Genomic DNA, 21,809 nt, shown 5'->3' with positions numbered 1-21,809 from the left:
ATGTAAGCGAACCTTCGACGTTACTTTATAGTTTTAGCAACACTAGCGGGTATACCTTCAATTAAGAAGCAACGAAGTCGATAAACTCGTCAAACATCAAATAAACACAAACAACTTAGTGATAAATTTGATATTTATCACGAAAGCTATCATTTATATTTGAGGAATGGTAAAGATTGCTTTTTGAGAAGAGGATTATCTTGTAAAACCTAAATTTTAACCGCCGAGGCTCTGTATTACATCCAGACTATGTTGATGTTTTTCATCGGCAAACAGCTGCGAAAAATCGGTATTACATAAGCGCCTCACCGAAGGATGTTGAATCATCCGTTCGGCAAATAACAGATGATATTCTTCTTTGAGATCATCGGTAACGCCTAGTAAACGGGTATTAGGATTGGCCAACATATCTTCAGTGTAAATTGCAGGAGCAATAAAAATACCATCGGTATATTCGCCAAATGCTTTCATTAACGCGGCATCATCAAATTCAGCCAATACCGATACCTTTAAACCCAACTGCTCAAACCAAGCCCATAATTTACGACCCAAAGCACTTCGGCGACCAGGCAATAACAAGCTACGCTGCTCTAAACAGGCTGGAAAAGGCAACAAAGGTAAGGGTTCGTTGGCGAAAAAAGCAATACTGCTTTCGCCTAATTTTTTACTGAGTACCCCCTCTTGCTTCGCATGATCTAAGCCGCAGTCGGATAAAATCACATCCAACTTATGTTCAGCGAGTTGCGACAGCAGTAATTCGTGAGTCGATTCCACGCAACGTAAACGAATATCACCATCAGGCGGCACCGTAGATAATAAGATCCGACTCGCCAAACGCTTAGATAATGCATCGGCCACTCCGACTTCAAATAACAACTTTTCTTGTTGTGAATAATTCACAATATCCAGCATTTCGTAGCTTAAACTAAACATTCGGTCAGCATATTTATAAACCAACTGACCTAGCTCGGTCCGAGTGATTTTCGGACCGCGCCGAGTGAATAATTCCCCAGCAAGACGTTGCTCAAGTTGTTTAATTTGGCCGGTAACGGTTTGTGGTGTAATAAATAAGGCTTCTGCGGCGGCCGTCACCGACCCTCGTTTGCAGGTCATCCAAAAATAGTAAAGGTGGTTATAGTTTAAATGCGACATGTATGACCTAAAAGCAATCCCCTCTCAGGGGATTGCGTTGATAATTTTAAATGACCTTTCCCCTTGCTAAATGGAGGAATTTTCCCATGATTGACCCAGCCTAGTTTGCGCAGAGTTGCGCAAACTTTTAGCTTCTTTACGAGTCGAGCCATGTAATAAGCCATAGCCAATCAATGCAGCAAGTACCGACCCACACAATATAGCTAAACGGGATAAAGCTATCAATTCACTTTGCCCGTTAAAGGCAAGTGAGGAAATGAATATTGACATGGTAAAGCCAATTCCACATAACACAGCTGTCGCAAATAACTGTTGATTATTCGCACCAGCGGGCAACTTTGCAAAACCAGCCCTGATGGCTAAACGACAACAAACGTATATGCCTAAAGGTTTACCCACCAACAAGCCCAGAATAATCCCTAAAGCAAGTGGGCTTTGAAAACTCGCCAAGCTAATGCCAGTGAGAGGGACACCTGCGTTGGCAAAAGCAAAGATAGGCACAATAATAAAACTCGAAGCTGGATGTAGGGCATGCTCAAGTGTCTTTAGCGGTGAACCACCGGTTTTCGCTTTCAAGGGGATCATAAAGCCAACAATGACCCCAGCTAAGGTCGCATGAACCCCAGATTTTAATACCGCCACCCAAAGCACAGCGCCGAGCAGTAAATAAGCGCTTAAGCCTCCGTAACCTCGACGATTCAACAATAACAAACCAGCACTTGCCGCTAACGCCCAAAGCGCCGGAATAATCGCCAATTCACTGGTATAAAATAGTGCGATGACTACAATCACGCCAAGATCATCACTGATCGCCAGAGCCAAGAGGAATACTTTTAGGCTCGCTGGAACACGTTTACCTAATAAAGCCATGACCCCTAGGGCAAAAGCAATATCGGTTGCTGCAGGGATCGCCCAACCTTTCGCCAACTCCGGATCAGTGCCATTAAATATTAAATAAATCGCCGCTGGCACCAGCATGCCACCAACCGCAGCAACCACTGGCAACAATGCTTGTTCTTTCGAAGAAAGCGCTCCTTCGATGAGTTCGCGTTTAACTTCTAAACCGATGACTAAGAAAAAAATCGCCATCAAGCCATCATTAATCCACAACAGCAAAGGTTTATTGATATCTAATTCAGCGATCCTCAGCTGCAAAGGAGTCTCGAGAAAAGAGAAATAGACAGGAGATAACCAAGCGGTATTGGCCATCACTAAAGCCAATACCGCAGCCACCATCAACAAAATACCACCAGCAGCTTCTAATCTTAAAAAACGATCAATAAATTGTTTCATAACAGCCCACTAAAAAAAGAATGGTTATTTTACCCAGCGAGCAAGTAATTGATATTCACTTCTAATGAGCCTAAGCATCGGTATTTCCGATAATAAAGAAGATAGACTGTAGTTTATACAGCAATGTTCAGCATAAAGATCTATTTTGACTGTAGATGACGAGTGAGATTTAGCTGAGCACTAGATCCGAAAGAGAAGGAAAATTAAATGCAGGAAGAGAAAAGAACTTAAAATGGCTCATAACGCTCAAATAGGTGCGAGATGGCAGGCTAAAGACTTAAAGGAGACTTGCAAAAATAGCGGCGGCCAAACTTAAGGCCGCCCCCATATAACAACCAATAGCAGTCGCTGATTACACCGAAAATGGGTAGGCGATAGGGTCATGATACTGATAGCCACTGACCTCAAAATCATCAAGAGTGACCCAAGTTTCCAAATCTTCCAATGTTTTGATCTTCGGATTAATATGCAACTTTGGAGCCGCAAAGGGCTCCCGCTTCAGTTGCACCTCTTTCATCAACGCCAGTTGGTCTTCATAAATGTGAGCGTTAACAATCTTATGGTAAGCCTTACCAGGTTTGTGACCGGTAATCTGCGCCATCAAAGCCAAGAAAGTAAAGACTTGAATTTGATTGAAATTTTGTCCTAAAGGCACATCACAAGAGCGCTGACTAGAAGTTAAGTAAAGACTATCTCCAAGCAAGGAAAAGGTATGAGTATGCATACAAGGACGCAAACAACCAAGATGAAACTCCCCTGGGTTGTAAAACGATAAGATCTCACCGCGATCATCAATCCCCTGGCTTAAGTCATCCACAATCTTACGCAGTTGATCAACCGTTCCACCATCGGGTTTAAGCCAAGAACGGCCCTGAACACCATATACTCGCCCCATATCATTTTCGCCTTTGCGAGCAGGGTTGTTTAACCATGCCCGATTTTCATTGGCATTGGCTAACCAAGTCGGCGTACCTAAGGCTTTAAACTCGGCGGCATCATTCAGACCCCGAATATAGCCGAGCAATTCAGCAATGGCCGCCTTCCAATAGCTCTTACGAGTGGTCACCAGGGGAAATTCATTATTTGCTACGTCATATTCGAGATCAGCATTAATCACCGTCAAACAACGCTTACCGGTGCGCTCATTTTCAACCCAAGTTCCCTGTTCAACAATCCGTTGACATAAGTCTAAATACTGTTTCATGCTTTGCTCTCATTAGAGTGACGTCGATAGGCCCAAGTGATAAATAATGCGCCAACAATCACCATCGGTAGAGATAACAATTGTCCCATGCTCATCCCAAAACTGAGTAAACCGAGCTGACTGTCGGGCTCACGGAAAAACTCTATAGTGAAACGAAAACAGCCATAAGTGATTAGAAATGCTCCAGAAATAGCCCCCATGGGTGGCTTACGTTTTGCGTAAATCAATAAGATGAGCAGTAGTGCAATCCCTTCAAGAGCAAACTCGTATAGTTGCGAGGGATGACGAGCGACTAATCCGCCCGAGGGAAATATCATGCCCCAAGGCATATCAGTTGGTCGTCCCCATAACTCGCCATTTAAAAAATTGCCGATCCGCCCAGTCGCTAAGCCAAACGGGATCAAAGGCGCGATAAAATCGGAGACGGTAAAGAAATGACGTTTGGTATGTCGCGCAAACCAAAACATCGCGGTAATCACGCCGAGTAAACCGCCGTGGAAAGACATTCCACCTTCCCAGATTTTAAATAGATAAAGTGGGTTGTCTAAAAATAGTGGTAACTGATAAAACATCACGTAACCAACCCGTCCGCCAAGAATCACTCCGAGAAAACCATAAAATAACAAATCACTAACTTCGGCGCGAGTCCAGCCGCTGCCAGCTTTATCAGCCATGCGATTACCTAACCACATCGCAAACATAAATCCAAGTAAGTACATTAAGCCGTACCAACGCACGTCTAATGGGCCAATACTAATAGCAATCGGATCAATCTTAGGAAACACCAAAGGAGTAGACACAATAAGTAGCTCTATTTAACGAATATAAAGAAAGGGCATTTTGCAGTGAATCACAAGATGAAACAAGCGTATCAAGCAAGCTTATCCATTAATGTTTACTTACACGAACAAACTGCGATAACTGTTGCTTATCTAAGTAGTCATAAAGTATCTGGTAAATTGCCGACCCCGTTTGACTCGCCAATACCTTTTCTTGTAACTGAGCAAAATCGGCCTGCTTCACATGACGAACAATGTATTTAATTTTAGCCAGATTAAAACTACTCATACTTAAACGACTATACCCCAGAACCAGCACCAATAAAGCGCCCACAGGGTCCCCTGCCAGTTCACCACAAAAACTCACTGGAACATCATACAAATTGGCTTGTTCAATTATGTGCTTCAGCGCTCTCACGACCGCCGGATGAAAGGTATCAAACAATTCAGCGACTCGAGTATTATTACGATCCACCGCTAATAAATACTGGGTTAGGTCATTGCTGCCCACCGACCAAAAATCAACGCGCTGCGCTAACTCTGGCAACAAAAACAACACCGAAGGGACTTCCAACATCACCCCATATTTCGGCGGTTCTGGCGGTTCCTCTAAACTAAGTTCTTCAACCACTTCTGCCCAGGCTTGTTCCAGCAAACGAGAAGACTCATCGACTTCGTTCAAACTACTGATCATGGGTAACATGATCGACAAATTACCGCATTCGATGGCAGCTCGAAACATCGCTCTCGCTTGCACCAAGAAAATTTCAGGGTGATCTAACGTCAGTCGGATACCACGCCATCCCAAAAATGGGTTTTCTTCAACAATAGGGAAATAAGGTAACTGTTTATCGCCCCCCACATCGAGGGTACGCATACAAACATTCTTACCTTGATAACTGCTTAAGATATCGCGATAACGAACAAATTGCTCTTCTTCAGAAGGAAAACGATCTTGCATCAAAAATGGCACTTCTGTGCGATATAAACCGACGCCATCGGCACCCGCATTAATTGCAATATCGCTGTCAGCACTCAAACCTGCGTTAATTAATAACTCAATGGCTAAACCATCTTGAGTGACTGCTGGTTTATCCAATTTCTGCTGAACCAGACTATTAAGCTGATCTTCTTGGGCAAGAAGCTTATTGTACTCGTCTTTTAAGAGTTGGTCTGGCTCTACAAATAATTCCGCCGAATAACCATCTAGCAATAATTCACAGTCTTGCAACTTATTCACATCGAAACTCAAACCCATTAAGGCTGGCACCCCCAAGGCTCGAGCCAGAATAGCAGCATGAGAATTCGCCGCACCGCGTTGCGACACGACGCCAGCGAGTAAATGCCGAGGCACCTGAGCAAACATTGTCGCGGTCACCTCTTCAGCAACCACAATCACGGGTTCCGAGGGTAACAAGCCAGCACTAGGTCCCATTTGCAAAGCGTGTAATAAACGTAAACCAACGTCTTTAACGTCAATTGCCCGCTCCTTCAAATAAGGGTCGTTCATCTCGGCAAATAAATTAACATAGTGTTCAACGACCAAACGCAAAGCTGATTCGACATAATAACCTTGGGTTATTTTTGCACGAATATCTCCGGCCAAGCTAGCGTCAGCCAACATCTGTTGATAAAAATCAAAAATTGACGCGACGTCTTTTGGTAACTGCTCAGACAATTTAATCGCCAGACTATGAAACTCATCCCGAGCAATATCTAAGGCACCATTAAAACGTTGTAACTCAATATCAACATCTTCACACTGCTCAATCCGTTGCTGTTCAAGCGCCCCGGTTGAACGGTTTAACCAAGCTTTAGCAATCGCAATACCACTCGAACTGGAACCAGCCTTAATCGCCTCGGCCCATTTCTTTTTCTTAGAGGGCGCATTAAGCACCGCGTGTAGATCGGAATTCGCGAGGACTCCCGCTAAATGAGTCGCCAAAGTCACCAAGAATGACTCTTCACTCTGATCAAAGCTTCGCGCCTCTGATTGCTGGACGACTAATACGCCCAGTACCTTACGCTGATGGGTAATCGGCGTGCCTAAGAAAGAAAAGAAGCCTTCTTCCGCAGTTTCAGGAAGATATTTAAAATGCGGATTAAGCCGAGCATCGGCCAAGTTGATCGGCTCTTCGCGTAAGGCCACCTGACCAACCACGCCTTCGCCAAGGGGCATTGCCGCCTTACCAATAGCGCTGGCGGCTAGGCCTTCTGTCGCTCGCAGAACTAAGCGTTTTTGTTGATGATCCATGACATATACCGAACAACAATCGGTTTGCATCGTATAACGGATCTTCGTAACTAAAATAGCCAAAGCACTGTCGAGAGTATCGGCATTGCTTACCTGTTCAACAATGGCACGTAACTCTGCTAACACTTCTTAAGCTCCTTTACGTTTCTTAAAACGTCGCCGTTTATCTTTATTTGGTACCTTATCTGGACGGTGATAAGGCATTGCCGAAATCACAAACTCTTTGAGAGCACGACGATATACTTCTCGTTTAAATGATACGACTTGCCGAACCGGGTACCAAAAACTCACCCAGCGCCAATCATCGAACTCTGGGTGTCCACAACAATCAAATTTAATACTAGATTCTTGACCCACTAGACGCAGTAAAAACCACTTTTGTTTTTGTCCGATACAAACTGGCGGACTATCCCAACGAATTAAGCGCTTCGGTAATTTATAACGCAGCCAATGTTTGGTTGTTGCCAAAATTTTTACATCTTGCGGCAGCAAGCCTACTTCTTCATGCAACTCACGATACATCGCTTGTTCAGCCGATTCCCCTTCATCAACGCCACCTTGGGGAAACTGCCATGAATGTTGACCATATCTACGTGCCCACAATACCTGACCACGCTGATTACAAATAACGATGCCGACGTTGGGGCGATAACCATCCCCATCAATCACTGAAACAACCTTCAGCTAAAAACTATAGATAAGTGATTCTTTCACAGATCGTCAAGCTCGGCAAATACGCTTATCACAAAGGAACAAAATTGTAATAACACCCGCTTAAGCAAAGTTATTCGATTTATCTGTGAGAAAAACTGTGTATAACTTGGGATAAAGCCCAAAACTAACATTTTCAAACAATAAAAGTCTAAAAAATAACATACATAAAAATACAAAATAACATTAAAAATCAATATCTTAATTTTGAATAGGAAATAATTTTTCAAGTTTATCTAGATTCGCACTGTTCATAACTTTAATTGTTTAAAAAAACAACACATCTCCATAAAACGGGTTTATTCTCATCAGATCGCCTTAATTATAGACATTCTGAGTTAAATAGAGTCTTTCTGTGCATAAAATACTAGTTAATAACAATTAACAATAGTTATCCATAGATAATGTGGATAAGGTTGTTTGTAAGTCTAAATTAGCTATGAATAACGTTTAACTATCCACCAACCGATTCAAAGAGAAAAAATAAAGCCACCAATAATCAATAAGTTACACTATAATTATGGCTGTTGGATAAGCTGCTGCATTTACTGCGCAGCTTCTATACAATAGCCTTTTACCCACAGTTAACGAAGCCATGATCAGCAAACCAAATAGTGAAGCCGAACTCTACGCTCGCGCCCAATCCTTAGCCGGACTGAGTCTTGGTGAATTAGCATTACGTGAAGGCTTTAGCATTCCCGCTAACTTTAAACGTCAAAAAGGCTGGGGGGGTCAACTGATTGAATGGTGCCTAGGGGCAAGCGCTGGCAGCAAGCCGATTCAAGACTTTCCCGAACTAGGCATCGAATTAAAAACGATCCCAATTGATGCACAAGGTAAACCTCTGGAAAGTACTTATGTATGTATTACGCCGCTCACTAATGTGGCAGGGCTGACTTGGCATCATAGCAATGTCTACAATAAGCTTTCGCGAGTATTGTGGATCCCCATATTGGCAGAACGAAGCATCCCTATCCCGCAACGGATTGTCGCAAACCCAATTTTGTGGAGCCCTTCAGCGGAGCAAAACCAGCAACTCCAAGCTGATTGGGAAGAGCAAATGGAGATGATTAGCTTTGGCCAAATTGAACAAATAACGGCACGCCAAGGACAGGTACTACAATTACGTCCTAAGGCCGCAAATAACAAGGCAAGAACTGCCGCCATAGGACCCAATGGCAGCCTAATTCAAGTACTTCCTCGAGGTTATTACCTTAAAACTGTGTTTACTCAAGAGATCCTTCGACAATACTTTCAACTTTAAAAAAACCAATCTACTATTGACCAAGCTCTCACTTTTTTGAAAGAATCACTATTGGTCACAATGTATACGGATTTATTTTATCTCTCGGAGGAGAATAGCATGCCCTTAAAAAAGCAATATCTAAAGTCAAAACCTGAAGTAAAGGTCACCTTTGAAATTGAAAAGGAAGCCACCCAAGACGCCGCGCAGATCTATTTAATTGCCGAATTTAATGAGTGGCAGCCGATAGAGCTAACCAAACTCAAAAATGGCAAATTTAAAGTCGTGGTCAATGTTCCCACGGACCAACAAGCAAGCTATCAGTTTAAATATAAACTGTGCTTAGCTGATGGGACCGAAACCTATGACAACGATTGGCTCGCAGATAGCTATCAGAACAGTGGTGTTGGTGGTGACAACTCAGTCTTAGAAATCGCCTAGACTCGCGCACAAAAAAGCCCGCATACGCGGGCTTTTTTCTCGAAGAAGTAGACTTACTTCGTCGCCAACTTTTCTTTAATACGGGCTTTCTTACCAGAAAGTTCACGTAAGTAGTAAAGTTTAGCACGACGAACGTCACCACGACGCTTAACAGTAATACTCTCAACTAGCGGGCTATGAGTTTGGAATGCACGCTCAACGCCTTCACCGTTTGAAATTTTACGAACAGTAAATGCTGAGTGTAAACCACGGTTACGCTTAGCAATTACTACGCCTTCAAACGCCTGTAGACGCTCACGATTACCTTCTTTTACCTTTACCTGTACAACTACTGTGTCACCAGGAGCGAACGCAGGTACGTCTTGCTTCAATTGCTCTTCTTCGAGCTGTTTAATAATATTGCTCATTACTATTTCCTAGAATTAACTGAATCTTTATTTATTATCCAAGGGCGTTTGCTCTTGGATGAACTCAGCAAGAATCTTCTCTTGCTTGTCAGTCAGAGCTAGATTCTCCAATAACTCCGGTCGCCTCAAATAGGTTCGCCCAAGTGCTTGTTTGTAGCGCCATTCTTCAATTTTTTTATGGTTTCCACTGAGCAGTACCGGAGGTACCGCCTGCCCATCCAAAACTTCTGGACGAGTATAATGTGGACAATCCAACAATCCATCAGAGAATGAATCCTGCTCAGCTGAAGCTTTATCCCCCAAAACTCCCGGAATTAACCGCGAGACGGCGTCTATCATATTCATTGCTGGCAGCTCACCACCACTTAACACATAATCACCAATCGACCATTCTTCATCAACTTCGGCTTGAATTAAGCGTTCATCAATGCCTTCATAGCGACCCGCAACTATAATCAGCTTTTGCTGTTGAGCTAACTCCATTACTCCATCTTGCTTCAAGGTACGCCCTTGCGGTGACATATAGATCACCTTAACCCCATCACCAGCAGCCTGTTTAGCAGCATGAATCGCATCCCGTAAGGGCTGTACCATCATTAACATACCAGGGCCACCGCCGTAAGGCCGGTCGTCCACCGTACGATGACGATCATGAGTGAAATCACGCGGATTCCAACACTCAATCTTAACTAAGCCACGTTTTACCGCACGCCCAGTCACACCGTACTCGCTTATAGCATGAAACATTTCCGGAAATAGACTCACTATTCCCACCCACAACTGTGGTGTCTGCTCAGCCATAAAGGAACCTAAAAACTAGGATCCCAATCAACAGTAATAGTTTGAGACTCGCGATCGATGTTATCAATTATCTGAGACTCTACGAACGGGATTAACCGTTCCTTTTTGCCAAAGGCATCTTTTAAATTGGCTTTCACAACCAAGACATCATTCGAACCTGTTTCCATTAAATCGGTCACATGTCCTAAGTCATAGCCACTGCGATTCACCACTTTCATGTCCATCAGGTCACGCCAGTAATATTCATCATCAGATAGCTCCGGTAGAACCTCCGGCGAAGCCGCAATATCCATCCCGGTTAAACTCTGAGCTTGTTCTCTCACATCAAAGCCCGCAAGCTTCACGATGAAAGATTTACTGTGTCGCCGCCATTCTGTCACTTCAATCGAAGTATACTCACCAGAACGACCTATCAACCAAGGTTGATAGTTAAAAACAGCTTCCGCATCTTCAGTGAACGAGTTAACTTTAAGCCACCCTTTAATACCGTAAACGGCACCTAAGCGACCTATCACGATGGGCTGTTCTTTATTGCTCATCTTAACTCCACTAAAAAAGACTGAATTATGCTGCTTTTGAATCTTTGATTAGCTTAGCTACACGGTTAGAAACCGCAGCGCCTTGGCCAACCCAGTGATCAATGCGGTCTTGTTCTAAGCGAATACGCTCTTCTTGACCACGAGCAATCGGATTGAAAAAACCTAATTTTTCAATGAAACGACCGTCACGTGAATTACGGCTATCAGTAACAACTACTTGATAGAATGGACGCTTTTTTGCGCCGCCACGTTGCAAACGAATGGTAACCATATCGTCCTCATACTAGTTAAAAAATTTAAGGTCCCTAAATGGGAGTCCCGCTAATTGAAGCCGCGGAATTGTACTCCTTTTTGGGTTAATTGCAAGTTATAAGGCCAGCTTAAACGGAGTTAAATCAGCAATGGATGCAGGTTTAAAGGCTTCGTTAAGAATCGCAGATTTTCTGGTGAAGTCGAAGCCCCTCAGCCATCAACTGAATCGCCTTGTTCTGTAAAACATTTTTGACAATATGAGTCACTTAGCCCAGCATAAGTCGCCTGTTAAGTTGTAAGGTGCGCAGAGAATGAAATACCAATGGATCCTATTTGACGCTGATGAAACGCTATTCAACTTTGATGCCTTTGCGGGGCTCAGACTGATGTTCTCGCGCTATGGGGTTAACTTTAATGAGCAAGACTATCAACACTATCAAACCGTTAATTTACCGCTTTGGGTCGACTATCAGGCCGGAAAAATATCCGCTCGCGAACTCCAGCAGCAGCGCTTTAGCCAATGGGCGGCCAAGTTAGGACTTCATCCACAACAACTAAATAGTGCCTTTTTAAATGCCATGGCCGACATTTGCAGCTTATTACCGGGAGCCAAAGAACTTCTAGATGCTTTATCGGGCAAAGTCAAAATGGGGATCATCACCAACGGGTTCACCGCCTTACAAACGATCCGTTTAGAACGCACTGGTTTAAAAAGCTATTTTTTCCCACTGGTTATTTCCGAACAAGTCGGTATCGCTAAACCGCATGTTGATATTTTTAATCATGCCTTTAAGCACATGAAGCATCCTGCAAAAGACTCTATTTTAATGGTGGGGGACAATCTGCACTCGGATATTCAAGGCGGGATTAACGCAGGTATTGATACTTGTTGGTTGAACCGACATGGTCATGCTAAACCTGAAGGGATTGCGCCTAAGCACGAAGTGAATTCACTTAAAGAACTGCAACACCTACTGATGACTGCTTAAGTAAGTTGCAAGTCAAAATGTTAAAAGGAGCATCGCCCTTCAGCTGATGCCCCTTTCTGTTATATGAACCTTTACCCTTTTTAGGCCGCTCCACTTTGCTTTTAAACAGTGGACTGGTGACTAAAGCTTTAAGCGCATTATCATTGATCTGGCCTCGGCCATGCGCATGGGCAAGCTGCTTAGCCCGTTTGTTTTTGTGACTCATGTTCACCTCATTAGTTAGTGTTACAACACCGCCCTTGGCGACGAAGTGAGCAATTATATAGCAAGTCTCATCAATTAGTACAACAATGTAATCATGTCATTCATCACCGAAGGATCGCTCAACTTGAATCCCTACTTTCCCCAAAATGTCCATAAACACTATCACGCCCACGTGTATTTCGATGCTACGAGCCTCGAATTTGCGACACAGCTATGCCAACAGGCCGCGCAAAAATGCGCGATTAAAATGGGGAGAGTGCATCAAACCTTAGTTGGCCCTCACCCACATTGGAGTTGCCAGCTTAGTTTCTCAGAACAACATTTTGAACAGCTCATTCCTTGGTTAGAAGCACAACGCCAAGACTTAAACATTTTGGTGCATGCCCAAACCGGTAATAACTTACGCGATCATACCGAGTACGCCTATTGGCTAGGAACTCCCCAATCTTTAAATTTATCGATGTTTAAAAAAGGTAGCGATGGTGAAGATGACGACAGTTAAGCAAGCCAAACCTTGACTGACACGCGATAAAGCATACTGAGTTACCGAAACGCGATGGTTTCGCCCATGTCGATTTGCGACATCAAAAAAAGCCGCTCTGTTATTTCACAGAGCGGCTTTTAAGCACAAGCTAAAACTCAAGTTAAAGAATTACTGACGCTCTAAAACAAACATCTGATTTTCAGCACCCGCCTTACAAGTATATTGGATGATATTAGCACCATCAGCCGCTGACTTAGACGCCACATCTAAACACAACTCACTATTTCGGTTAATGATTCTCCATTTACCTGAACCTGCAGCTTGGAAGCGGAACTGTTGATTCGCACCACCCCAGTAATCATAGAGTTGTACATTGGCTGCTGCACTGGTTGAAGAAGAAGCCACTTCTACCCCTTTCGTTGAAGCATTCACTGGCGAAATACGATGCCAAATACCATCCACGTTAGAGATAACAAACTTCTGGCAATCGTTAGCTAACCAACTAAATTGCTGCACATTCGTCCCATTACTGCTACCACAGTTGGCAACATCAAGCGCTTTCGCACTATGCAATGGTGAAATTTTGTAGGTGCCATTCACGGTACCATTCACCACCGAGCTTCCGCCATCGGAACCCCCACTGGTATAGCCATTATAAACTTCAAACTCGGCGATTTGCGGGCTTGCGCTCGCAGCCTGAATCACAAAGCTCAGCTTGTTCAAGTTGACGTCAGAGAAAGTAATCACATCTGGCACCGTACCGCCATTTGCCAAAGTTTCACCCGTATCATAGTTCACTAATGCCCAAGAACTAATCCGCCCCTCGGTGCCTGAAGATGGAACAATTCTTACGGCGTTGATAGTGGTATTTAGATTTTTAACGTTAATGGTACCGGTTGAGCCTGAAGGGGCCCAATAGGTAGCGGTGTCACCATCAATCACATTACCGTAACTGGTACCACTGGCTTTAGAACTACCATCTGCGGCAGCGTTTAAGGCAAGATTCTCACCATCACCAGGAACCGTAGGATCGGTCGGATCGGTTGGGTCAGTTGGATCGGTTGGGTCAGTCGGATCCGTCGGTGAACAGCTCCCGTCAGACACAGCCAGGCCTTTATTTGCCCCGGCAGCCGCTAACACCAAGGCAGGAACACAACTTGCGTCATCCATCGAGTAACTATACGGAATACTAATAGAAGTGGTTGAAACAGGGTTCGGTCCAGCGGGGTGTAACTTATCATCGTCAGACGACCAACTCACGTTGTCCCATATATTGCCACTCACCTGCCAATAACCCATATCATTGGTATAGAAAGTCCCTAAAGGATCGCTAGAATCTTTCACATAGTTATTTTCAGCACGAATTTGGCCGCCAATTCGAGGATTCATTCCCGAAGAGATTAAACCATCATAGTAATTGTTGTAAGAGTGAGCCGTTGCGTGTCTAAGCAAGGGAGTGCGAGAGTTAATATTTTGGTAATAGTTGTGATGAAAGGTCACTGGACCATTGGTGTCATCACTATCGCTAGAGCCAACCAAACCACCCCGTCCAGAATTGCGTAATATACTGTAAGATAGCGTGACATACTTGGTGGTGGCTTTCATATCAAATAAGGCATCATAGCCGTCACTTTCTCCGCCGCTGGCCTCTAATGTGACGTGATCCACCCAGACGTTATATACATTACTCTCCATACCAATGGCATCCCCACCATTAGAGGTTGGTGAGCCTGATTTTTTAACATTCCGAACGTGAACATTTTGAATAATAATGTTTGATGCCGCTCGTAGATGAATACCGAGCTCATCAAATAAAGCGCCACTACCGACCCCAATAATACTAATATTACTGACTTCTTTTAGTTCAATTTTATCTGCTGCTGTATTACAACTATCGCCAGATACTTGACTGGTATTACCGTGATTAATAGTGCCCTCAACTCTAATAATAATAGGCGTATCACTAGAGGATCGATTACATAAGGCTTCGTGAATTTGGGTACCGGTACTGGCATAAACAACCGCACCACCTTGTCCCCCAGTCGTTCCACCATTTTGAGTAGCAAAACCGCCGTTGGCTAAAGCCCCCGCTGTATACAAAGACACAGCAATCGCTGTCGCCTTCAATGTAAATAAAGAATATTTCTTCGCTTGCATTATCATCTCAAATCCTATTCAAATTCATGTAAAGGAATGACAAATCTGCATATACATCATGCTACAACTTGATAATATCATTTCTTATGATCTTATTTTAATGAACACACCCAACAGATTTAAAGCCATTATAAAAATACATAAAAAACAATTTAAAACTTATATATTTAGGATTAAATACAACCTCCCACAAGAACTAAAAACCTATCACCCACAAAAAAACACAAAACAAAATAGCGGATCTAAAAAAACAAACCGTTATTTCGATAATCAATAGTTGTATAAAGTGAGTAAGAAATCAACAGAGTAATTTGGGAATGTTGAGCTATTTCACACTAATGATTTTATAAAACATTCCTAAACAAAAAGTAACGAGCAACTCAAGGATAAAACAGGTGCCTATAAATTAATCATTAAGAGAAAAAGGTCTAAATGATTTACATCACATAATAAAAAAACAATCCTCCCCCAATTAATATAACCACAATAAAACCCCCAACATACTGATATATAATGAAATATATGAACCACTTAATTCATCAAGAAGATTCGCAATCAATGATTGACCTTGAATTTAATCATCGGTTTTTTAGGGGCCACTTTTAAACTCATCTGAAAAACGTTTAAATTTAGAAGGCGAAATAAAAGTCACAAGACTTTAAACAACAAACAAAAAACGTAAAAAAACAAAAGCAAAAACAAAAAATAAAACAAGGATAAATTAAATTTAGTCTATCAAATCAGATAAATAGCTTAGTCTTTAGTAAAGGCAGACGCAGTTCTCTTTCAGAAAATAAATAACGCCCATAAAATTTCAACATAGCAGAAGAAGCCCTTAGATTAGAATGAATAGCTGAATCGCTCCCCCCAAAGCAGATGATTAATTGGTGACAAAATGCCGTAGATGGTTTTTTAGATGAGCATATAAAATTTAAATGTACACACCTAGCATTAGGAAGTAATAACTCGTTAACCAGCAATCGAGAAGCATCCCAGCAAAGTGACAATTAGGCTTAATGAGATGCCCATATCAGGCCACTTAACTGGATAATTTATAGCCTAAACTGCTCCACTGCTCGTAAAGTTTTGAACAAAACGGATCACTAGTGGGTAAGTTAACCTCGCTGAGAGAAGTAGCTTTAATTACCAATGGGCACTAGCCTTTCAGTTAATCAGGCGCAAGTCTAAGCCTGCACCTAGAGCATCACAACGAGGACCCCAAAATGTCGAAAGATCCCCGACATATCGATAAACGCTTACCTTTGGTGATGGTCTTATTTATTGGTGTATTTTGTTACTACACCTGGTCACCTGATAGCCCGTTTCAAACCTCTCAGCTCCCCCGCTTAGAACAGGCCCTGAGCCAGACTTTTCAAGGGCTGAGTCGTGGCAATATTCGCCTACTAGCGAGTCGGAAAACATCCCCCAGCCACTACAACTTGAAGGCCATCACCACCGATGGTTCCGCTCTTGAATTACAAATCTTGGCGAACCTCCCCCAGCCACCAGCCATCGGTTCTCTCTGGCGAGTCAGCGGCAAACTCCAATGGCAAGGTGACATCGCTATTCTCGACACCCTCGTCGCTAAAGGAAGTATGACAAAACGCCACTGAGCCTCAATAAGAAGCGCCAATACCAACTGAATCGCTAACGATACCAAGCCTAAATAATAAAACAGGCTGGTAACAAAAAATCTCCAATAAACTGCGCCAACGCAAGGTTAATCGCGAGCTATGTCTGAATAATAAAATCAGCTGATGATGAAAAGGACAAAGTGATGAGTGAAACAAACTGGAAGTGGCTATTGTACATCAGTATTGGGCTTGGCTTAACGCTAGTATTGTTAGGCGTCGCGCTGGCTATGTTTACCAGCATCAGTGTTGACAGGGGCGTTCAAGGGGTACAAATTATCGCCGGGATCATCGGTGCAGGCTTATTACTAATGGTGCCCAGTAAGATCCTACTCACCCTCATGTTAATGAAAGACAAACCGAAGCGGAACCCCCACACTAAGTTATGACAGGGATCATCAGGCTTGGCTATTTACAACTGCTGTTCTATCCATTGTGACAGCGCTTGCGCGGGCAAAGCCCCGGCTTGCTGAGCCAGTAATTTACCACCTTTAAAACAAATTAAGGTCGGGATAGAGCGGATCTGATAACGCTGCGCCAAGACTGGCAATATTTCAGTGTTCACTTTCAAAAACTGAGCTCGATGCGCAAACTGCTGAGCCGCTTGCTGATAGGCCGGAGCCATACTCTTACATGGGCCACACCAAGGCGCCCAAAAGTCGACAAGCACCGGTAAGTCTCCCTTTAAATGACGAGCCAAAGCGGCTTCATCGACCTCAATGGCTTTCCCCGCAAATAAGTCCTGAGAACATTTACCACACTTCGCTTGCTCGGACATACGTGCTTGAGGAACACGATTACCCGCTTGACAGCTGGGACAAATAACTATTAACGCTGCACTCATTGTTTTCCTCTTTCTTTCATTTCAAGGCTTTCTAAACAGAGCCTATAGCGCTTGTAAATGCTCGACCAGCAACTGCAAACTACGTCGCCCACGAAATTCATTTACATCCAGTTTATAAACTAATTGCACCTGCTTCAACGCAGCATTTGGCCACACACTACGATCCACATTAAAAGCTATCGCATCAATTTCCTGTGACATTCCAGGTAATTTCACACTCATCTTCAAGTGCTTTTCCCCTACAACCCGCTGGCTGCATAGTTCGAAATGGCCATCAAATAGCGGTTCTGGGAAACCTTGTCCCCAAGGCCCAGCTTCGCGAAGCATCTCGGCAAACGACAATACCTGATATTCAGCTGGCAATTCACCATCACTCCATAGAGTATGGGTTAAACAATCCTCATCAACAAAATCGCTAGAGGTTTGCTCCAAGCAAGCTTTAAATTCGGCCAAGCGAGTCTGAGGTAAAGATAAACCAGCCGCCATTGCATGGCCGCCAAATTTACTAATCAAGCCCGGATTCTGAGTGTCAATTCGCTCCAATAAGTCACGTAAATGAACCCCTGCGACTGAGCGCCCCGAGCCTTTTACTTCGCCCTTGTCACCATCGGCAAAAGCAAATACCGGACGGTAATACTGCTCTTTAATTCGTGATGCGACTAAACCAACCACTCCTTGATGCCAGTCAGCCTGATATAAACACAGCGCCTTGGGTAAGCTCTCACTATCTAAACACAGTTGATTAACAATCACTTGTGCCTCTTGCTGCATACTTTGTTCAATGTCTTTGCGCTCACTATTAAGACTATCCATTTCACTCGCTAATTGCCGAGCATGGTGAATATCATCACTCAACAAACAATGAATACCCAAACTCATGTCGTCTAAGCGGCCCACAGCATTTAAACGCGGACCAATCGCAAAACCGAGATCGCTAGCCACCATGTTGCTCTTGTTACGCCCCGAGACTTCAATTAAGGCTTGGATCCCTGGCCTACACACTCCGGCACGGATCCGCTGTAAACCTTGATGCACCAAAATGCGATTATTGCTGTCTAGCGGCACCACATCCGCCACCGTGCCCAAGGCAACCAAGTCGAGTAAATTCGCAATATTAGGTTCTGCGATCGCTTGTTGAGTAAATAAATCAAGTTCACGCATCTTACTGCGTAAAGCCATCAACAAATAAAATGCCACCCCAACACCCGCTAAGTTTTTACTGGGAAAGGCGCACGCCGACAAATTGGGATTCACAATGGCCGCAGCCTTTGGCAAATGTTCGCCGGGTAGATGATGATCGGTGATTAAGACCGGGATCCCCAAAGCTTGCGCCTTATCCACCCCCGCGATACTTGAAATACCGTTGTCTACGGTAATGATCAGCTGCGCACCTTTAGCCGCCGCAAGCTCGACGATTTCAGGGCTTAAACCATAGCCATATTCAAAGCGATTAGGCACAATGAAATCCAGTGATTGAAAGCCAAACAACGGTAAGCCAGCCATAAGTAAGGCAGTACTAGTGGCTCCATCGGCATCAAAATCACCCACCACCAAAATTTTACGGCCATTGGCTAAGTGATCAATCAATAGCTTGACCGCTTCATTCATGCCGTTTAAGCCCTTAAACGGCAACAAGGCCTGAGCCCGGCGCTCCACATCGGCGGTGCTGCGCACCCCACGACGTAAATAAATCTGCTTCAGTAATTCAGGCCATTCGGCAGGTAAAGCCTGGTTATCTAGCTGCTCTCGACGACGTAATAACACGTAATTTTGTACTCTACATAGGGGGCAAAATAGGACTCATAAAAAAGGCTCCTAAGGAGCCTACAATACTTAGCTACGTTGTAATAATTCCAGCAGGGCTGCTGGCGGACGATAACCAGGTAGCATTCTGCCATCTTGCAATACCATCGCTGGTGTCCCACGAACACCAAAAGCCTCACCTAAGTGATATTGCTCAATCACATCTTCCTTACAGGAAACCTGCGCAATCGCCCCCCCTTGTTTAGCCGAGCTTAAGGCTGCAGCTTTGTCATCGGCACACCATACATTTTGCATAGTATGGTAAGCAGGTGACTGTAAACCACCCCGCGGGAAGGCTAAGTAACGTACCGTAATGCCTAAATCGGTATAACCCGGTAACTGCTCAATCTTATTGGTATCGGGATTTTTCTCTTGATAAGTGTATAACTCACTATGCAACTTACGACAATAACCACAGCTGGTATCAGTAAATACGGTAATCACATATTTTTCATCTTTAGCCTTAAAGGTGATCATATCATCTTCAAAATTGGCTAACTGCTTAAGTCGTACCGCAGACATACTTTGGTCAGTTAAATTGACTCGATTCACCAAATCAAACAAGCTGCCTTGCAACAAGTAGTTGCCATCTTGACTCACATAAAAAATCCCCTGACTACTGACGACTTCGTAAATTCCCGCCAAGGGGGTTTCGGCAATAGAGTCAATATTAACCCCAAGACGAGCAGCGATCAGTTGCTGGATTTTAGTCAAATCTAACTGAGCCGATACACGACTAGGCGCTTTGCTTTGCTCGCCACCACTTATTTCAGTACTGCTATTGCTCCAAGCTTGACTAACACTCAAACCAAGTAAGCTTAGCGACAATACCAGGGCCTTTGATAACTTCATTAGATCTTCTCCGAATTAGAACTTGTAGTAGCAGACCGAGTAAACTCTGCAAAACTTACCGTCTCTATTGAATAAATGCAAACTTGTTGCTCACGCTCGCGGGTGATGCTGATCATAGACCGAACGTAAACGCTCGTTAGCCACATGCGTATAAATTTGCGTGGTGGATAGGTCACTGTGCCCTAACAACATTTGAACCACCCTTAGGTCTGCACCATGGTTCAGCAAGTGAGTGGCAAAGGCATGACGCAGGGTATGTGGCGATAAACCCTCGGATATGCCAGCTAAGCCTGCGTAACGTTTAATCCGGTGCCAAAAGGTTTGCCGCGTCATCTGACAGCCTCGCGCACTAGGGAACAATACATCACTCTCAGTTTTAAGTAATAAGGGCCGTGATTGCCGTAAATAACCTTCTAAACAGTCCACCGCTTGCTCACCTAAGGGAACCAAACGCTCCTTACCGCCTTTGCCAACGACTCTCACCAAACCTTGGCGCAAGCTTACTTGCTCCATTTGCAGACCAACCAATTCAGTCACTCGTAAACCGGTGGCATACAACACTTCCAGCATGGCTAAATCTCGATGCTGGATCGGATCATCAAGCTGTGGCTGAGCCAACAAAAGGTCCACCTCGGCCTCACTGAGTGTTCCTGGCAGATGCTTAGCCAACTTTGGCTGTACCAATAGTGCGGTGGGATCATCCTCGCGTAGCTGCTGCTGTAACAAAAAACGATAAAAACGGCGCAAGGTTGACAATTGCCGAGCCGCAGAGCTAGCTTTTTGCCCTTGCTCATACCGTGCACTAATAAATGCTTGTAAATCTAAAGCCGAGGCTCGCTCTAGAAACAGGCCTTGCTTGGTCAAAAATAACGCCAGTTGCTGGAGGTCGTTACGATAAGAAAGCAGCGTATTATCAGCTAAATTATATTCAAACCATAGCTGCTCAATAAATCGGTCTAGATAAACCGTCGAACTATCAGGAATATTTTTACTTGGCATATTGCTTCACTGTGATTGCTAATCTGCAAATGAGTATATTGGTGTTGCTGAAAGCTTTTGCTACACTGCCCGCGCTGCAAACCAACGCGAAAGGACGTTTACCCATGCGTATTGGCCTCTTTTATGGCTCATCTACTTGTTATACCGAAATGGCCGCCGAAAAAATTCAAGCTGAATTTGGCGAAGACCAAGTGGATCTATTTAATGTGAAAGACTGTGATATTCAGAAAATGAGCGATTATTCGGTACTTATTCTGGGTATTTCTACTTGGGATTATGGCGAATTACAGGAAGATTGGGAAGCCGTCTGGGACAATCTTGAAACACTCGACCTGAAAAATAAAACCATCGCTCTGTTTGGCTTAGGTGATCAAGTGGGTTACTGCGAATGGTTTTTAGATGCCATGGGCATGTTGTTTGAACAACTAGCCCCTTCTGGCGCGAACTTTATCGGCTTTTGGCCAAACCAAGGCTATGAGTTCGAGGTCTCTAAAGCGCTCACAGAAGATGGAGAGTTTTTCTATGGTTTAGCTTTAGATGACGAAAATCAATATGATCTCAGCGACCAGCGCATTGCCAGCTGGTGCCAGCAATTAAGCCAAGAACTGCAACAATTAGGCATTGCTTAACCAGGCCTTACTGCACTCACATCGAGCACCGTCATGTAGGGCTAAGCAAAACTTATGAGGCTGTTGCTGCCACTTGTGATTTACTTGGCCCGATCAACAATATACTGAGGGCCAGCCATTAAATTAATGGTGGATAAGCGA

The 21,809-nt window shown here is 43.9% G+C and carries 23 protein-coding genes; 7 read left to right on the top strand and 16 right to left on the bottom strand.

What is annotated here, in order from left to right; translation table 11 throughout:
• Positions 1-216: 216 nt before the first annotated feature.
• The 6 genes from nhaR to rppH all read right to left on the bottom strand — a co-directional run bounded on the left by nhaR (position 217) and on the right by rppH (position 7,351).
• On the bottom strand, positions 217-1,152 hold the full coding sequence (gene nhaR, locus ACRRSW_RS04910; RefSeq protein WP_432461040.1) for a transcriptional activator NhaR: 936 nt from the start codon (positions 1,150-1,152) through the stop codon (positions 217-219).
• Positions 1,153-1,218: 66 nt separating this feature from the next.
• Entirely contained in the window at positions 1,219-2,445 is a 1,227-nt protein-coding gene (gene nhaA, locus ACRRSW_RS04905; RefSeq protein ID WP_432454312.1) for a Na+/H+ antiporter NhaA, read from the bottom strand.
• A 352-nt stretch (positions 2,446-2,797) separates the two neighbouring features.
• A complete protein-coding gene (locus tag ACRRSW_RS04900; RefSeq protein ID WP_432461039.1) occupies positions 2,798-3,649 on the bottom strand; it encodes a thymidylate synthase in 852 nt (283 codons plus the stop codon).
• Entirely contained in the window at positions 3,646-4,452 is an 807-nt protein-coding gene (gene lgt / locus ACRRSW_RS04895; RefSeq protein WP_432461094.1) for a prolipoprotein diacylglyceryl transferase, read from the bottom strand. The genes ACRRSW_RS04900 and lgt overlap by 4 nt, the downstream gene beginning before the upstream one ends.
• 85 nt (positions 4,453-4,537) lie before the next feature.
• Positions 4,538-6,808 (bottom strand): phosphoenolpyruvate--protein phosphotransferase, encoded by a 2,271-nt coding sequence (gene ptsP / locus ACRRSW_RS04890; protein WP_432454315.1) that lies wholly within the window; start codon positions 6,806-6,808, stop codon positions 4,538-4,540.
• A gap of 3 nt (positions 6,809-6,811) precedes the next feature.
• Entirely contained in the window at positions 6,812-7,351 is a 540-nt protein-coding gene (rppH, locus tag ACRRSW_RS04885) for an RNA pyrophosphohydrolase (RefSeq protein ID WP_432461038.1), read from the bottom strand.
• Positions 7,352-7,988: 637 nt separating this feature from the next.
• Here rppH and mutH point away from each other — a divergent pair.
• Entirely contained in the window at positions 7,989-8,657 is a 669-nt protein-coding gene (gene mutH / locus ACRRSW_RS04880) for a DNA mismatch repair endonuclease MutH (protein ID WP_432454318.1), read from the top strand.
• A 99-nt stretch (positions 8,658-8,756) separates the two neighbouring features.
• Positions 8,757-9,077, top strand: coding sequence for an isoamylase early set domain-containing protein (locus ACRRSW_RS04875; protein WP_432454320.1), 321 nt, complete (start codon positions 8,757-8,759; stop codon positions 9,075-9,077).
• Between the two features lie 53 nt (positions 9,078-9,130).
• Here the strand turns inward: ACRRSW_RS04875 and rplS are convergent, their stop codons facing one another.
• From rplS to rpsP, 4 genes are read right to left on the bottom strand one after another with little or no spacing between them, the layout of a single operon-like run.
• Positions 9,131-9,484 carry a 50S ribosomal protein L19 gene (gene rplS / locus ACRRSW_RS04870; RefSeq protein ID WP_432454322.1) on the bottom strand — a complete coding sequence of 118 codons (354 nt, stop codon included), beginning with the start codon at positions 9,482-9,484 and terminating at the stop codon, positions 9,131-9,133.
• A gap of 27 nt (positions 9,485-9,511) precedes the next feature.
• Entirely contained in the window at positions 9,512-10,285 is a 774-nt protein-coding gene (trmD, locus tag ACRRSW_RS04865; protein ID WP_432454323.1) for a tRNA (guanosine(37)-N1)-methyltransferase TrmD, read from the bottom strand.
• 8 nt (positions 10,286-10,293) lie between these two features.
• The gene (gene rimM, locus ACRRSW_RS04860; protein WP_432461037.1) at positions 10,294-10,824 is read right to left on the bottom strand and encodes a ribosome maturation factor RimM; all 531 of its coding nucleotides are present in this window, start codon (positions 10,822-10,824) and stop codon (positions 10,294-10,296) included.
• Between the two features lie 25 nt (positions 10,825-10,849).
• Positions 10,850-11,095, bottom strand: coding sequence for a 30S ribosomal protein S16 (gene rpsP, locus ACRRSW_RS04855; RefSeq protein WP_432454327.1), 246 nt, complete (start codon positions 11,093-11,095; stop codon positions 10,850-10,852).
• 292 nt (positions 11,096-11,387) lie between these two features.
• Here rpsP and yjjG point away from each other — a divergent pair, with 292 nt between their 5' ends.
• Positions 11,388-12,065, top strand: a complete 678-nt coding sequence (gene yjjG, locus ACRRSW_RS04850) for a pyrimidine 5'-nucleotidase (protein WP_432454328.1) — start codon at positions 11,388-11,390, stop codon at positions 12,063-12,065.
• Here the strand turns inward: yjjG and ACRRSW_RS04845 are convergent.
• Complete coding sequence (locus ACRRSW_RS04845; protein WP_432454329.1) at positions 12,031-12,270, bottom strand: alternative ribosome-rescue factor A; 240 nt, start codon at positions 12,268-12,270, stop codon at positions 12,031-12,033. The genes yjjG and ACRRSW_RS04845 overlap by 35 nt on opposite strands.
• A 123-nt stretch (positions 12,271-12,393) precedes the next feature.
• Here ACRRSW_RS04845 and ACRRSW_RS04840 point away from each other — a divergent pair, with 123 nt between their 5' ends.
• A complete protein-coding gene (locus tag ACRRSW_RS04840) occupies positions 12,394-12,771 on the top strand; it encodes a DOPA 4,5-dioxygenase family protein (protein WP_432454330.1) in 378 nt (125 codons plus the stop codon).
• 150 nt (positions 12,772-12,921) lie between these two features.
• On the opposite strand, the gene ACRRSW_RS04835 is transcribed toward ACRRSW_RS04840, so the two are convergent.
• The gene (locus ACRRSW_RS04835) at positions 12,922-14,916 is read right to left on the bottom strand and encodes a pectate lyase family protein (protein ID WP_432461036.1); all 1,995 of its coding nucleotides are present in this window, start codon (positions 14,914-14,916) and stop codon (positions 12,922-12,924) included.
• A gap of 1,217 nt (positions 14,917-16,133) precedes the next feature.
• On the opposite strand from ACRRSW_RS04835, the gene ACRRSW_RS04830 reads away from it, so the two are divergent.
• Both ACRRSW_RS04830 and ACRRSW_RS04825 read left to right on the top strand, forming a co-directional pair.
• Positions 16,134-16,523 carry a hypothetical protein gene (locus ACRRSW_RS04830; protein WP_432454332.1) on the top strand — a complete coding sequence of 130 codons (390 nt, stop codon included), beginning with the start codon at positions 16,134-16,136 and terminating at the stop codon, positions 16,521-16,523.
• Positions 16,524-16,687: 164 nt separating this feature from the next.
• Complete coding sequence (locus ACRRSW_RS04825) at positions 16,688-16,930, top strand: hypothetical protein (protein WP_432454333.1); 243 nt, start codon at positions 16,688-16,690, stop codon at positions 16,928-16,930.
• Between the two features lie 23 nt (positions 16,931-16,953).
• Here ACRRSW_RS04825 and trxC read toward each other — a convergent pair whose 3' ends face one another.
• From trxC to xerD, 4 genes are all read right to left on the bottom strand, one after another.
• Positions 16,954-17,385, bottom strand: coding sequence for a thioredoxin TrxC (gene trxC, locus ACRRSW_RS04820; protein WP_432454334.1), 432 nt, complete (start codon positions 17,383-17,385; stop codon positions 16,954-16,956).
• 42 nt (positions 17,386-17,427) lie between these two features.
• A complete protein-coding gene (recJ, locus tag ACRRSW_RS04815; RefSeq protein WP_432461035.1) occupies positions 17,428-19,149 on the bottom strand; it encodes a single-stranded-DNA-specific exonuclease RecJ in 1,722 nt (573 codons plus the stop codon).
• A 69-nt stretch (positions 19,150-19,218) separates the two neighbouring features.
• Entirely contained in the window at positions 19,219-20,040 is an 822-nt protein-coding gene (locus ACRRSW_RS04810) for a thioredoxin fold domain-containing protein (protein ID WP_432454337.1), read from the bottom strand.
• 90 nt (positions 20,041-20,130) lie between these two features.
• A complete protein-coding gene (gene xerD, locus ACRRSW_RS04805; protein ID WP_432461034.1) occupies positions 20,131-21,039 on the bottom strand; it encodes a site-specific tyrosine recombinase XerD in 909 nt (302 codons plus the stop codon).
• A gap of 104 nt (positions 21,040-21,143) precedes the next feature.
• On the opposite strand from xerD, the gene fldB reads away from it, so the two are divergent.
• The gene (fldB, locus tag ACRRSW_RS04800) at positions 21,144-21,668 is read left to right on the top strand and encodes a flavodoxin FldB (RefSeq protein ID WP_432456096.1); all 525 of its coding nucleotides are present in this window, start codon (positions 21,144-21,146) and stop codon (positions 21,666-21,668) included.
• Positions 21,669-21,809: the final 141 nt, after the last annotated feature.

It is taken from the genome of Agarivorans sp. QJM3NY_25 (assembly GCF_050870875.2).
In the GTDB taxonomy this organism is placed as follows: Bacteria; Pseudomonadota; Gammaproteobacteria; order Enterobacterales; family Celerinatantimonadaceae; genus Agarivorans.
The sequence above is the reverse complement of the archived record's forward strand: the minus strand, read 5'-3'. Positions and strand labels throughout refer to the sequence as shown.

Bases quoted from the DNA above. Each gene is read 5' to 3' on its own strand.
- xerD (WP_432461034.1), bottom strand. From the start codon at position 21,039: ATGCCAAGTAAAAATATTCCTGATAGTTCGACGGTTTATCTAGACCGA.
- ACRRSW_RS04835 (WP_432461036.1), bottom strand. From the start codon at position 14,916: ATGATAATGCAAGCGAAGAAATATTCTTTATTTACATTGAAGGCGACA.
- ACRRSW_RS04825 (WP_432454333.1), top strand. From the start codon at position 16,688: ATGAGTGAAACAAACTGGAAGTGGCTATTGTACATCAGTATTGGGCTT.
- nhaA (WP_432454312.1), bottom strand. From the start codon at position 2,445: ATGAAACAATTTATTGATCGTTTTTTAAGATTAGAAGCTGCTGGTGGT.
- ACRRSW_RS04810 (WP_432454337.1), bottom strand. From the start codon at position 20,040: ATGAAGTTATCAAAGGCCCTGGTATTGTCGCTAAGCTTACTTGGTTTG.
- fldB (WP_432456096.1), top strand. From the start codon at position 21,144: ATGCGTATTGGCCTCTTTTATGGCTCATCTACTTGTTATACCGAAATG.
- trxC (WP_432454334.1), bottom strand. From the start codon at position 17,385: ATGAGTGCAGCGTTAATAGTTATTTGTCCCAGCTGTCAAGCGGGTAAT.
- rpsP (WP_432454327.1), bottom strand. From the start codon at position 11,095: ATGGTTACCATTCGTTTGCAACGTGGCGGCGCAAAAAAGCGTCCATTC.
- ACRRSW_RS04830 (WP_432454332.1), top strand. From the start codon at position 16,134: ATGTCGAAAGATCCCCGACATATCGATAAACGCTTACCTTTGGTGATG.
- nhaR (WP_432461040.1), bottom strand. From the start codon at position 1,152: ATGTCGCATTTAAACTATAACCACCTTTACTATTTTTGGATGACCTGC.
- rimM (WP_432461037.1), bottom strand. From the start codon at position 10,824: ATGAGCAATAAAGAACAGCCCATCGTGATAGGTCGCTTAGGTGCCGTT.
- rplS (WP_432454322.1), bottom strand. From the start codon at position 9,484: ATGAGCAATATTATTAAACAGCTCGAAGAAGAGCAATTGAAGCAAGAC.
- mutH (WP_432454318.1), top strand. From the start codon at position 7,989: ATGATCAGCAAACCAAATAGTGAAGCCGAACTCTACGCTCGCGCCCAA.
- yjjG (WP_432454328.1), top strand. From the start codon at position 11,388: ATGAAATACCAATGGATCCTATTTGACGCTGATGAAACGCTATTCAAC.
- ACRRSW_RS04845 (WP_432454329.1), bottom strand. From the start codon at position 12,270: ATGAGTCACAAAAACAAACGGGCTAAGCAGCTTGCCCATGCGCATGGC.
- ACRRSW_RS04900 (WP_432461039.1), bottom strand. From the start codon at position 3,649: ATGAAACAGTATTTAGACTTATGTCAACGGATTGTTGAACAGGGAACT.
- trmD (WP_432454323.1), bottom strand. From the start codon at position 10,285: ATGGCTGAGCAGACACCACAGTTGTGGGTGGGAATAGTGAGTCTATTT.
- ACRRSW_RS04875 (WP_432454320.1), top strand. From the start codon at position 8,757: ATGCCCTTAAAAAAGCAATATCTAAAGTCAAAACCTGAAGTAAAGGTC.